This window comes from Teichococcus rhizosphaerae, assembly GCF_002631185.1.
In the GTDB taxonomy this organism is placed as follows: Bacteria; Pseudomonadota; Alphaproteobacteria; order Acetobacterales; family Acetobacteraceae; genus Pseudoroseomonas; species Pseudoroseomonas rhizosphaerae.
On sequence record NZ_PDNU01000021.1, the window covers coordinates 96,686 to 108,835 of the forward strand.

Here is a 12,150-nt window from a genome sequence, read left to right on the forward strand (position 1 = left end):
GAGGCCGCAGGGACTCCCGGGTCATCCAGCTTCCTCAGCTGCGCGAATAGATATTTCACTTTTTCGATGTGCTGGACGGACAGCCGATCACCTATTTGGTTAGCCACTGTCCGTAGGCTTCCACATCGATCATCGGAACGGTTCCGCTGAATTGCAGTTGAGAAATCAGCTTGAACAGGAATGCTGTCGCAGGCTTATTTTCGTTGACGAAGCTGATGCTCGCGGTCGGCTGATCGAAGAAAAAGTGGCCATGTGAGGCGACACAGCCGATATCGAGCCGCCCGTCACCAACGTCGGCGGCCAGGGCCTTCTCAAATGAGGCTCCGAGAGCAGGACTCCATTCGCTTTCAAAAGTCAGGAGGCCGCCCAAGATCGGGATCAACGGTTTCGCGGGATAGACGCCCTTGGCATATGGAATCGGTAGGCTCGTGCGGTGAAGGCACCTGACACTTGCAACTTTCTGCTGCGCGTATGCCACTAGGCCGGCATTCGCCGTCTGCTTTGCCTCGAAGACGGCGTAGACGCTCTCGGCCGGGATGATCGTCTCGTTCTCATATGTGAAAATGAAGGGTGAATACTGGCGATCGAAAATCACAACATCGATCTGTTGGCTGAAGTTGCCCAGGCTATCGACAACATGCGCCTTGGAAGCCTGATAGCGCTTCGGCAAATATGTCTCCAGCATGCTGATCCAAACATTCTCGCTGGCATCGCCCTTCGTCCCCGGGTGGCTGAACGACTTTCGGACGGTTGCGAGACGCTGCTGAATGTCTTCATGCAACGAGGAAAGAAGCTGGGACAAGGACCATTCCGACATCGAAAAACTCCGTGGGATTTTGATGGCTGTCGTTAAGACAGCGGAAATTTCGGGCCGAACAATTCCCGCCAGGCGCGCAACGCCTCTCCGTTACGGCCGTGGCGGACATGGTCGATTGCAACGGTTGCTTCACGCTCCGCTGCACGCAGAAGGTCGCGCGCCCGCGTCTTGCGGGCCGTGTCCATGCTGTTGCTGATCGGCGGACCGAGGCCGGCGGGATCAGGCCACTCGTCGAAAACCCGGGCCGCGAGCGTTGCAAAGAACCCCTGAATCTCGCGGTCAAAGCTGCCACCCCAGCCGCCATAAAGACATTGCATTGCCATGACTTCGATGAGGAACGAGGGCTTCACCGGCTTCTCGCCGTGCTTGGGGTTGTTGTTCCAGTATTTCAACATCCGCACGAGACCCTTCCATTCGTTTGAATAGGCCTGATGTGCGGTCGTTGCCTCTGCGGCATGGGTCTGAGGGTTGGTCCCGATCCACTTGCCGATTTCGTTATCAGGAATCTCGAAATTTTCATCTTTGTCGAAAGCAGGAACGACATCGACACTGATGACTCGGTAATCGGTGTTATCCTCGGCATCCGCCCTCACGCCAAAATCGACGTTGATCGAGCGGTTCTGCTTCTTGGCCTTGTCGCCGTACTTCTCGACCAAGGCGTTGTGAAAATCAGTCAGCACAACCGATGGCGCTTTGGAACGATAGTGATCTTCCGACGGTTTCAAGACGAAGAAGATGTCGACGTCTTTCAATGGCTTTGTCTTGGTCCAGCGCGCATAGGATCCGGTCAGGAAGCTCCGGTCGATCTTGAACTTGGTGTCCAGATAATCCCGGACTTCCTTCTGGCGCGCGGAGGCGTTTGCCTGCTCACGATCGTTCAATTCCAATCGACTTTTGAATTTCCGGAACGCTTCGTCGATCGTGAGCATCAAGCTCTCCTAAGATAAGAGGTGCTGGCGCCAAGGCCGCTGTGTTCGACAGTCGTCCCGAGGCTTTGACGAACCATGCCCTCCGTCGAACGGCCGCTCGCCTTGCTCCACCCAGCCACGTCGGGACGTCCCGGCTTGCTTTGAAGAAGGAGTCGATACCGCGCCTCGCTCGGAACCAGCCCCGCCTTTCTGATGGCGTATTTGAGCTGCTCGGTATCCGTCCAAAAACCGCCATCGCCTCCGGACCAGCCATAGGCGATGTCGATGTCCCACCGGACAATCAGCGCGTCCGTTCTCGGGTTGTAGATTTCCAGCTTTACGGTTTCGAGATCGCCAGTGTTCAACCAGGTCTGCACACCGCGCATGTGCAGTTCCCAGTCGCCGACAAACTCGGTTGGATCGAGGCCCACAAGGCGGATGATGTCCTTCAAGCTTTTGAGGATGTTGTCAGCCACATAGGTGACAGAGTGGGTATAGGTGTTGACAGCGACGCTGGTCATGAGCCCAGAAACCCTTTCGGATCGAATATAAGGGTCTGTGATTTCGTGGTCGCCGACTCGTCTGCGCTGGAGACAGCCGCATCAAGATCGCGCGCCGTGATGCGTGTGCTGTGCTTTTTGAGCGCAGCCTGGACCCATGCGAGATCGTCCGCCAGGCAAGGCAGCGATACCCGCCAATCCCCTTTCAGCGGGTCAAAGCCAAGGGAGTCTTCATTCGCACCGGAACCGTCGATGGCGTCATCGTCATAGAGGCAATAGATGCGCGTGCGCGGACCATCGCAGGTGACTGTGATCGCGGCGTCCTTGGGCGCCTGATCAGCGATCACACTGGCGGCGACACCGGTGACGGCAAGAAGCTCCGTCCGTGCATCTCCTGCCTTGCCCTGAGTCAAGAGATCAACGATCGCCGTCCAGGTCCGTGAGGCGTCGCGCTCGGGCGTACTCTTGAATGTGCGGCTGGCAACGGTGCTCATGACGCCTTGCCTCCCGACATACGGCCCGCCTTGGCAGCGCGCGCCGCGCCTAACAGATCCTCGAGCGTGACGCGTTCGGGATTCATGGCCGTTTGCGGGCTGCTGGCCAAGGCGTTGGCCACCATCTTGCGGATGGCGCGTCCGTCGAGCCCGACGCATTCGGCCGCGCAGCGGTCGAAACCCGAGGTCGTCGGCAGCTTCGCGATGGCTGGATAGGTCTTGCCGAGACCAGTCAGGCAATCCTTCAGGATAAGCCCGCACGCTTCACGATCGGGCAGCGGCACATGGACGACCAGGTCACAGCGCGAGGTGAAGGCCGCGTCGACCGCCTCGGGAAAGTTGCTGGTGGCAAGGAACAGCAGGTTCGGATGCCGTTCGGCCAGAGCGTCAAGTTGAACGAGCACGGCATCGGTTGCGCGGTGGATATCGATCGGATTGGCCTCCAGGCTCATTTTCGACCGGTCCGCGGCAAGCGTCTCGACTTCATCGAGGAGCACAATCGTCGGTCCTGCGGCGGCCGCTTCGGCGATCGACTGTGAGAACAGCTCCGAGACCGCACGCTGGGTCTTGCCCATCGCCGAACTGGTTAGCGCGTGGGGCTCGACTTCGAGCAGGCGGAACCCGCCGCCAGGAAATGTCTCGGCGGTACGATGTGCCAATCCGCGAGCGAGAGATGTCTTGCCGGTCCCTGGTGGTCCGACAAGCATAATGACGCCGTGGAGCGGAATAACACTACGGTCGACCTTACCGCGCATCGTGAAGTTCAGCATCGCCTGCGAGAGGAGCTGGGCCTTCAGGCGCTCGTCCAGGATGATCGAATTCCAGAGTGCTCCGAGCGCGGGATCGGGAAGCCGGCGTGCGCGCTGGATGCCCTTGGGTTGATTGAAGTCCTCGTTCTGCACCGCCGTCAGCTTCTGCATCGTGATCGTCCTCGCGTCGCCTGCCTGGCGGGTTGAATGCGAAAGTTGGAAAAACTGAGCCCAAGCGGCTGCGGCCGCTGGGCTTACCCCTTCGGAGGGAAGGGATCGTTGCCGTAGGAGTTGGCGTCCCGGATGCGACCGTCGGGACGGTGTATCACCACCTCGCCGCGCTCGCGGATCGCGGTGTTGCGCGCTGCTTCGGTTGCCTGCGCCTGGGTGCTGTGTGTCGTTCCCACGCGGGAAGCTCCCTCACGGCGCGTCGCCCAACCGGAATCGTGGGGAACGACATGGATGCGTTTTGACATTCTGACTTCCTTCCTGCTCGCCGCTGCCCGAATCGGACATTCACCGACGCCTAACCAATTTCAGGACGCTGGATTGTTGTCAATACACACATTTTAAATGACAATATTAAGCACATTGTGTTTGTGACATTGACATCGTGCGGTGTGGAACGCAAACATTGGGAATGCCAGATGAGTCGATCTATGTAGCGTTCGGGAAGCTTGTCGCTTCGAGGCGAAAGACACTTGAACTCACCCAAGCCGAGCTGGCAGCCAAAGTGGGTATGTCGCGTGCGTCAGTGGCAAATATCGAGAGCGGCCGGCAGAACGTGTTGTTGCATCACGTCTACAGTCTCGCGTCGGCGCTGGAATTTTCAAAGCCCGCCGATTTGCTACCCGCCGTGCCAAAACCACAGCCCCGTGAGGATATGCAGATGATCTTGTCAGACGAAACAGTGACCGCTCGCGGCAAGGCGCAGATCAATGATCTGATCGCGGATGCGCTTGCGCGCCATAGTTCCGGAAGAGCCGGGTCGTGACCGCCAACCCCGAAATGGCGCGGGAAGCTGCGCGCAGGATGTTGCGGGAGTTCGGAGTGAAGGGAGCCCCAGTTCCCATTGAGCGCATTATCAAGGCTAGGAACGTTGTACTTCAGTATGCGCCTCTGGAGGACGATCTCTCCGGCATGGCCTTCATAAAGGACGGCATCGGTATCATCGGCGTGAACGCCTTGCATCACCCGAACCGGCAACGGTTTACGGCCGCACATGAGCTTGGGCATCATGTGTTGCATGCCGCGAATATCCAGAAGGCCGTGCATGTCGACAAAGGGTTTCGGGTTCTGTTGCGCGATGACGTCTCGTCACAGGGAATCGACCCTCTGGAAATCGAGGCCAACGCATTTGCGTCTGAGCTACTTATGCCTCGAGAATTCCTTGCGAATGCCCTGGACGCTAGTGGACTGGACATGGAGGATGACGTCGGGATTGAGGTGCTTGCAAAAAAGTTCCGGGTGAGTGCATCCGCGATGCGGTTCCGCCTAGCGAGTCATTTCTAGGCGAGGGGGTGTGTATGGGCTTCGTATTCTTCGACACGGAGACAACGGGGCTCAGGCATGGTTTCGATCAGATCGTGCATTTCGCGGCAATACGGACTGACAACGATCTCAACGAGGTCGATCGGTTCGAGGCGCGCTCACGTCTTTTGCCGCATGTCGTTCCCCACCCGAGCGCACTTCTGACAAACGGGCTGCCAATTGAACGCCTCACCGATGAGGGGTTGCCGTCGCACTATCAGATGGTCCTCCTTATCCGAGAAAAGCTCCTGTGCTGGTCTCCGTCGATTTTTGTGGGCTACAACTCCATCCGGTTCGACGAGGAAATGCTCAGGCACGCATTTTTTCAGACGCTGCAGCCAGCTTATCTCACCAGCAGCCACGGTAATTCCCGCGCCGATGTTCTGGGCCTTGTAATGGCGGCGGCGGGTCTATCACCGGCCAGCCTGTCTGTTCCCTACGGGCCAGAAGGGCGCCCGATTTTTCGTCTGGAACAGCTTGCATCGGCAAATGACGTTGCTCACACAGACGCGCACGACGCTATGGGTGATGTGGTTGCCACGCTCGGTCTTTGCCGCCGCGTCCATGAACGATCGCCCGAACTCTGGCATCGCTTCGTGCGCTTTTCGAAGAAAGCGACTGTTGGAGATTTCGTCGACACCGAAGACGGGTTTTTCCTCACCGAGTTTTTTGGCAATGCGCCCTATCACACGCCGGTTGTGTGTATCGGCGCAGATCCGGATCAGCCCAATGGTAGGTTCTGCTTACGTTTGGACGTCGCCCGCGAAGAGCTTGCTGTGATGACGGAAGAGGCGTTCCAGAGCTACTTGTCAGCAAAACCAAGTCCTGTCCGAAGGCTCCGAATCAATGCTGCCCCTACATTGACAGCTTTCTACGATGCGCCCGACGCCATGCTCGACGGCGCCGACATTGATGATCTGGAGAGACGTGCCCGGAGCATCAAGGAAGATACGGCGCTGCGCTCTCGGATCATTGAGGCCTTCGTGGCGACGCGAGCACGTCGTTCGCCGTCTAGCCATGTGGAAGGGCGGATCTACGAGGGCTTTCCTGGTCGAGATGACGAGGATCGCATGGCAAAATTCCATACCGTGGGTTGGGGGGAGGCGGCGGCCATCGTTCAAGAATTTGACGATGAACGGCTCCGGGTTTTTGGTCGGCGATTGATCTACTACGGCGGCCGGTCGGCCTTGTCGGATGACGTGAAGCTTGGTGTGGAGTGTGACTTGACCGACCGTCTGATAGACCATGCCGCTGGGGGCTTTACGCTGCGTCAGGCGCTTGACGAGACGGAGCGGCTGTTGGCTGAAAATGGTGCTGACGCCAACGGGATCTTGTCCAGCTATCGCGAATACCTCACTCATCGTATCAAACGTGTAACGGAGTTCCGCGCCCGGCGGTTTGTCGTCGAGCCGCGTTAGCGCGCCCAAGCGCCGTCGATGGGGGTGGAGCAATCAGGCTTCAGCACTCACTCGATTCAAGGTACGTATGCTGCTAAATGACGTTGATGTTCCTTTCGGGCAGTCCTCTGAGTAACGCTCGGCAGGCAAAAGAACGGGCTCTGAGCGGCGATTGACCTCGATAGATGCCGGACCCGCGAAAATATTTTTCTGGCAGTTTTCCCAATGAAATCAAAAGCGTACAATTTTGACGGCCATGCAATCGGAAAATGGCCGTCGAAATGGGGTGTTATCCTATAGTTTTCAAAGCCTTATAGGCTATCTGAACAATCGAGTGGGAGTGAGGCGCCGGGAGGGCCGGGGCGCTTCCGCCCGCCGCGCCGCTCCCTGACAGGGGGGGCGCCGCGCGGCCGTGAAGCCGCAGGCGCCCTGGCGGCGTTTCCACCCGCGAGGGCCGAAGGCCCAGCAGGAGGAGATGCCGGCCATGACCCAGCACAAGCCCGGGCGGAGCCGGGCCATGCCCGTGCGGAGACGGCGCCGCCTGCTGCCGCTGGCCCTGCTGCTGCTGCCGCTCGCCGCCTGCGGCGGCAGCCCCGCGCTGCCGGAAGCGGCCGGCTATGGCCCGGAGCCGCTGCTGCCCGAGCCGCGCGAGGAACTGCTGCCCACCCTGAAGGTCGCCAGGGCCACGGGCTGGCCGGAAGGCGCGGCGCCGAGCCCGGCGGCGGGGCTGCGCGTGCGGGCCTTCGCCCGCGGGCTCGACCATCCGCGCTGGCTCTACGAACTGCCCAATGGCGATATCCTGGTGGCCGAGAGCAACGCGCCGCCCAAGCCGGAAGGAATGGAGGGCGGCCTGCGTGCCTGGGTGCAGGGGCTGGTGATGAAGCGCGCCGGCGCCCGCACGCCCAGCGCCAACCGCATCACCCTGCTGCGCGACGCCGATGGCGATGGCCGCGCCGAGACCCGCGCCGCCTTCCTGGAAGGGCTGAACTCCCCCTTCGGCATGGCCCTGGTGGGCGGCGACCTCTACGTCGCCAACGCCGACGCGGTGCTGCGCTTTCCCTATGCGCCGGGCGCCACCCGCATCGACGCGCCGGGCGAGACGCTGGCCGGGCTGCCGGCGGGGCGCAACCACCACTGGACCAAGAGCCTGGTGGCCAGCCCGGATGGCGCGAGGCTCTATGTCGGCGTGGGCTCCAACTCCAACGTGGCCGAGCACGGCATGGAGGAGGAGCGGGACCGCGCCGCCGTGCTGGAGATCGACCGGGCGACGGGCGCGCGGCGCGTCTTCGCCTCCGGCCTGCGCAACCCGGTGGGCCTGGCCTGGAACCCGCAAAGCGGCGCGCTCTGGGCGGCGGTGAACGAGCGCGACGAGATCGGCCACGACCTGGTGCCGGACTACATGACCGCCCTGCGGCCGGGCGGCTTCTATGGCTGGCCCTACAGCTATTTCGGCCGGCATGTGGATGCGCGGGTTTCGCCGCAGCGGCCGGAGCTGGTGGCGCGCGCCATCGTGCCCGACTACGCGCTGGGCGCGCACACCGCCTCGCTCGGCCTCGCCTTCCTGCCGGACGAGCGGCTGGTGCCGGGCATGGCGGGGGCGGCGGTGGTGGGCCAGCACGGCTCCTGGAACCGCGACCCGCCGGCCGGCTACCGCGTCATCCTGGTGCCGTTCCGCGAGGGGCGGCCGCAGGGCGCGCCGGTGGAGCTGCTGACCGGCTTCCGCACGCCGGAGGGCGAGGCGCGCGGCCGCCCCGTGGGCGTGCTGCCCACCCGCGACGGCGCCCTGCTGGTCGCGGACGACGTGGGCAACGTCGTCTGGCGCCTGTCGCGGGAATGAGGCCTCCGCTCAGCGGGCCTTGCCGGACTGGCGGGGCCGCAGCCGCTCGGCCGCCACCAGCGCCAGGGCGCCGAGCAGGATCAGCCCGGCCATGGGCCGCGCCGTGCCGTCGGCCAGCTGGCTGAGCAGCACGCCGCTGAACCCCGCCACGGTGAATTGCAGCGTGCCCATCAGCGCCGAGGCGGCGCCGGCCTGGCTGGCATGGCGGCTGAGCGCGCCCACCGCGGCGTTGGGCAGCACCAGGGCGGAGGCGAACATCATGACGCAGACCGGCGCCAGCAGCCCGAGCCATGGCCCGCCCGGCCACAGGAAGGCCTGCGCCGCCATGGCCAGGGCGGCGGCCAGCACCACCCAGCAGGCGCCGCGCACCAGCCGCCGCGGGCCGAAGCGCAGCAGCAGCGGCGGGTTGCATTGCGAGCCCACGATGAAGCCCGCGGCGTTGACGCCGAACAGGATGGCGAAGGTGGAGGGGGCGAGCCCGTACTGCCCCACGAACACCCCGGCCGAGCCGCCGACATAGGCGAACATCAGGAACATGGCGGCGCAGCCCATGGCGACATGGGAATAGAAGCCGCGCTCGCGCAGCACGGACAGGTAGCGCAGCAGCATGTCGGCGGGGCCGAGGCGCAGGCGCCGCTCGGGCGGCAGCGTCTCGGGCAGCAGGCGCCACACCAGCAGGGCGGAGATCACCGCATAGGCCGCGCTGAACCAGAAGATGGGCCGCCAGGAGCCGAAGGCCAGCATCAGCCCGCCGATGCTGGGCGCCAGGATCGGCGCCGCGCCCATCACCAGCATCAGGCGCGACATCAGCCGCGCCGCCGCGTGGCCGTCCGCCAGGTCGCGCACCACGGCGCGCGGCAGCACCATGCTGGCCGAGCCGCCAAAGGCCGCCACGCAGCGCCAGAAGGCCAGCGCCTCGATGTTCAGCGCCAGGGCGCAGCCGATGGAGCCGATGATGTAGACCACCAGCCCCGCCAGCAGGGGGCGCCGCCGCCCCAGCCGGTCGGCCAGGCTGCCCTGGAAGATCTGTCCGACCGCGAGGCCCAGGAACCACGCCGCCAGCGTCAGCTCGGCCGAGCCGTGCGCGACGCCGAACTCGGCCTCGATGGTGGGGAAGGCCGGCAGGTACATGTCGATCGAGAGCGGGCCGATCGCGGTCAGGAAGCCCAGGAGCAGGGGGAGCCAGGACGGCATGGAGGCAATTTCCGGCAAAGGCGGGACAGGAACGGCCGGGCGCTCCGGGCAGGAAGGGCCGGGGCGGCAGGGCAGGGCGGGCGGGAAGGGGCGGGCCGCCGCTCGGGGGGCCGGAGGTGCGGGCTCATGCCGCGCCGCAGCAAGGCGTAGCGCCGCCCCGTCCGGTTGGCCATATCAATTCTGCCGGAAGCCGCGCCGCGCCGGCCGCCGGCGTCGAAACGTTGTGCAGTTCGTGGAGCGGTTTGCATTTTATTCAGCCATTCAGGCTCTGGAGTGCCTTCGAGGGCGGCGTTATTGCCTTGCCTTGCATTGTTTCGGCCCCGAGACTGCCAGGGCCGCCGGCTGTTGCGGCCGGCCGAGAAACAGGGAGAGCACTGTGATCCGTTCCGCCCTCACGGTCCTTGGCGGTTTCGCCATGGCCTCCGGCCTCGCCATCTCCGCCCTCTTCGGCGCCGCGCCCGCCCAGGCCCAGGCGAGCGCCGACACCCTCGCCGCCATCCGCGCCCGGGGCGCGCTGATCTGCGGCGTCACCGGCACCACGGCGGGCTTCAGCCTGCCCGACAGCCAGGGGGTGATGCGCGGGCTGGACGCGGATTCGTGCCGCGCGGTGGCGGCCGCCATCTTCGGCGACGCGAACAAGATCCGCTTCGTCAACACCACCTCGCAGAACCGCTTCACCGCCCTGCAATCGGGCGAGCTCGACGTGCTGATCCGCAACACCACCTGGACGCTCTCGCGCGAGGCGTCGCTGGGCTTCGAGTTCGCCAGCGTCAACTTCTATGACGGCCAGGGCTTCATGGTGAAGAAGTCGCTCGGCGTGGATTCGGCCCTGAAGCTCGACGGCGCCACCGTCTGCGTGCAGCCGGGCACCACCACCGAGCTGAACCTGGCCGACTATTTCCGCGCCAACGCCATGAAGTTCACGCCCGTGGTGATCGAGAGCATCGAGGAGATCCGCACCGCCTTCAATTCCGGCCGCTGCGACGCCTACACCAACGACGCCTCCTCGCTCGCCGCCTTCCGCGCGACGCAGACCAGCCCGGCCGACTACCTGCTGCTGCCCGAGATCATCTCCAAGGAGCCGCTCGGCGCCGTGGTGCGCAAGGGCGACTGGAAGTTCTTCGACATCGTCCGCTGGGCGCATTTCGCGCAGGTCACCGCGGAGGAGCTCGGCATGACCAGCCAGAACCTGCAAAGCTTCACCGACAGCAACAACCCCGACGTGCAGCGCTTCATGGGCAGGAGCGGCGACCTCGGCAAGATGCTGGGCCTCCAGCCCGACTGGGCGGTGAAGATCGTCCAGCAGGTCGGCAATTTCGGCGAGATGTGGGAGCGCAACATCACGCCGCTCGGCGTGCAGCGCGGCATCAACAACCTCTGGACCAAGGGCGGCCTGCAATACGCGCCGCCGATGCGCTGAGGCACGGGGCGCGGGCGGGGAGGGGGCTGCCCCCTTCCGTCCCGCTCCCGGTCCGGATCAGGGCCTGGAATGCGCGGCCAGGATGGCGTCGAAGCGCTCGCGCCGCAGCCGCTCGTAATGGCGGCGGTGATGCGCGTCGATCTCCTCCAGCTTCTGCTGCGTCAGGGGCACGAAGTCGTAGGTCTCGCTCTGCGCCACGCGCATCCTGTCGAAGCCCATGGCGCGGAAGTGCTCGGGCGAGAAGGAGTTGCCGCGCTCGCCGATGTAGCGGCCGAAGGAGACGGTGGTCAGGATGCGGTAGAGGCCCAGCTCCAGGCAGGCGATGCTCTTGGCGGCATCCTGCGAGGAGGCCTCGCTGGCGATGTTGAGCGGGCGGAACAGCTCGAAGATGCGCCGGTGGTCGCGGGCGTTGTAGTCCACGCCCTCGAGGATCGCGTAATAGGGCTGCAGCCACGCCATCATCCGCCGCCAGGCGTGGCGGCGCAGGCCGAAGCCCCAGTGATGCTCGAGCGGGATGTACTTCACCACCGGCCCCGGATAGTCGCGCCGGTGGTCGCCATAGGCGCCGAAATAGGCGATGCGCGGAAAGGGCTCGGTGATCTCGCGCAGCCGCTCCAGGGCAAAGAGGTACCAGGGGCCAAGCTCCAGGTCGTCCTCGAAGAAGTAGCCGAGCCCGGCATCCAGCTCCTCGAAGACCAGCCTCTCGCCGCGCAGGATGTTGCGCGCCACGCCGAGGTTCTCCGTGCTGTGCCGCACCTGCCCCTCGGGGAAGTGGCGGCGGAACAGCGCGATGCTGGCCTCGATGTCCGCGTCGCGCGCCATGCGGCGGCCGCTCCGCGCCGAGACGGCGCCATCCTGCAGCAGGAACACCTTCGCGGGGTCGTAGCGCACGCCCTTCTGCCGCGTCAGCGAGGCGCAGACGGCTTCCAGGTAGCCGGGGCGGTCGAAGGAGTAGAGGACGATGGGCGTGTCGATCTGGTACATGCTGCTCATTGCGTTGCGGCCCGGCGGAAGCCTGGTTCCGCGGGGGGATCGGCGAATTCCTCGGTGATCTGCTCGACGCGGGCGAGGGGCGGGCCGGCGCGGCAGGCGGCCAGCAGGCTGGCCACGGCCGCCGCGTCGCCGGCCACCAGCGCCTCGACGCTGCCATCGCTCCGGTTGCGCACCCAGCCCAGCACGCCGAGCCGCGTGGCCTCCCGGACCATCCATTCCCGGTAGCCGACACCCTGCACCCGGCCGCTGATGCGGACACGCTTGGCGTCCATGGCGCTCCTCTCCCGTTCCTGGCCCGGCGCCTGGCGCGC

Annotated in this window: 14 protein-coding genes; 5 read left to right on the plus strand and 9 right to left on the minus strand. The window is 64.4% G+C overall.

Annotated features, from left to right (window positions below; translation table 11 throughout):
• Window positions 1-91: 91 nt before the first annotated feature.
• The 6 genes from nucC to CR162_RS12325 all read right to left on the minus strand — a co-directional run bounded on the left by nucC (window position 92) and on the right by CR162_RS12325 (window position 3,944).
• Window positions 92-817 (minus strand): CBASS effector endonuclease NucC, encoded by a 726-nt coding sequence (gene nucC / locus CR162_RS12300; RefSeq protein WP_099095839.1) that lies wholly within the window; start codon window positions 815-817, stop codon window positions 92-94.
• Window positions 818-849: 32 nt separating this feature from the next.
• Window positions 850-1,746 carry a CBASS oligonucleotide cyclase gene (locus CR162_RS12305; protein WP_073135243.1) on the minus strand — a complete coding sequence of 299 codons (897 nt, stop codon included), beginning with the start codon at window positions 1,744-1,746 and terminating at the stop codon, window positions 850-852.
• Window positions 1,746-2,246: an HORMA domain containing protein gene (locus CR162_RS12310; RefSeq protein ID WP_073135245.1), complete on the minus strand. Its 501-nt coding sequence runs from the start codon at window positions 2,244-2,246 to the stop codon at window positions 1,746-1,748. The genes CR162_RS12305 and CR162_RS12310 overlap by 1 nt, the downstream gene beginning before the upstream one ends.
• Window positions 2,243-2,719, minus strand: coding sequence for a hypothetical protein (locus CR162_RS12315; protein ID WP_073135247.1), 477 nt, complete (start codon window positions 2,717-2,719; stop codon window positions 2,243-2,245). Before CR162_RS12315 ends, CR162_RS12310 begins: the two co-directional genes overlap by 4 nt.
• Window positions 2,716-3,639 (minus strand): AAA family ATPase, encoded by a 924-nt coding sequence (locus CR162_RS12320; protein ID WP_099095840.1) that lies wholly within the window; start codon window positions 3,637-3,639, stop codon window positions 2,716-2,718. The genes CR162_RS12315 and CR162_RS12320 overlap by 4 nt, the downstream gene beginning before the upstream one ends.
• Window positions 3,640-3,722: 83 nt before the next feature.
• Window positions 3,723-3,944, minus strand: a complete 222-nt coding sequence (locus CR162_RS12325; protein WP_073135251.1) for a DUF2188 domain-containing protein — start codon at window positions 3,942-3,944, stop codon at window positions 3,723-3,725.
• Window positions 3,945-4,108: 164 nt separating this feature from the next.
• Here CR162_RS12325 and CR162_RS12330 point away from each other — a divergent pair, with 164 nt between their 5' ends.
• The 4 genes from CR162_RS12330 to CR162_RS12345 all read left to right on the plus strand — a co-directional run bounded on the left by CR162_RS12330 (window position 4,109) and on the right by CR162_RS12345 (window position 8,232).
• Window positions 4,109-4,462 (plus strand): helix-turn-helix domain-containing protein, encoded by a 354-nt coding sequence (locus CR162_RS12330; RefSeq protein WP_073135253.1) that lies wholly within the window; start codon window positions 4,109-4,111, stop codon window positions 4,460-4,462.
• Complete coding sequence (locus CR162_RS12335) at window positions 4,459-4,980, plus strand: ImmA/IrrE family metallo-endopeptidase (protein ID WP_073135255.1); 522 nt, start codon at window positions 4,459-4,461, stop codon at window positions 4,978-4,980. The genes CR162_RS12330 and CR162_RS12335 overlap by 4 nt, the downstream gene beginning before the upstream one ends.
• Window positions 4,981-4,994: 14 nt before the next feature.
• Window positions 4,995-6,416 (plus strand): exonuclease domain-containing protein, encoded by a 1,422-nt coding sequence (locus CR162_RS12340; RefSeq protein ID WP_073135257.1) that lies wholly within the window; start codon window positions 4,995-4,997, stop codon window positions 6,414-6,416.
• Between the two features lie 463 nt (window positions 6,417-6,879).
• The gene (locus tag CR162_RS12345) at window positions 6,880-8,232 is read left to right on the plus strand and encodes a PQQ-dependent sugar dehydrogenase (RefSeq protein ID WP_245870312.1); all 1,353 of its coding nucleotides are present in this window, start codon (window positions 6,880-6,882) and stop codon (window positions 8,230-8,232) included.
• Between the two features lie 9 nt (window positions 8,233-8,241).
• On the opposite strand, the gene CR162_RS12350 is transcribed toward CR162_RS12345, so the two are convergent.
• Window positions 8,242-9,426, minus strand: coding sequence for a multidrug effflux MFS transporter (locus CR162_RS12350; RefSeq protein WP_099095841.1), 1,185 nt, complete (start codon window positions 9,424-9,426; stop codon window positions 8,242-8,244).
• A 415-nt stretch (window positions 9,427-9,841) separates the two neighbouring features.
• On the opposite strand from CR162_RS12350, the gene CR162_RS12355 reads away from it, so the two are divergent.
• Entirely contained in the window at window positions 9,842-10,846 is a 1,005-nt protein-coding gene (locus CR162_RS12355; protein WP_099095867.1) for an amino acid ABC transporter substrate-binding protein, read from the plus strand.
• Window positions 10,847-10,903: 57 nt separating this feature from the next.
• On the opposite strand, the gene CR162_RS12360 is transcribed toward CR162_RS12355, so the two are convergent.
• Both CR162_RS12360 and CR162_RS12365 read right to left on the minus strand, forming a co-directional pair.
• Window positions 10,904-11,830 carry a hypothetical protein gene (locus tag CR162_RS12360; protein ID WP_141563144.1) on the minus strand — a complete coding sequence of 309 codons (927 nt, stop codon included), beginning with the start codon at window positions 11,828-11,830 and terminating at the stop codon, window positions 10,904-10,906.
• A 5-nt stretch (window positions 11,831-11,835) separates the two neighbouring features.
• The gene (locus tag CR162_RS12365) at window positions 11,836-12,111 is read right to left on the minus strand and encodes an acylphosphatase (RefSeq protein WP_099095843.1); all 276 of its coding nucleotides are present in this window, start codon (window positions 12,109-12,111) and stop codon (window positions 11,836-11,838) included.
• Window positions 12,112-12,150 lie beyond the last annotated feature (39 nt).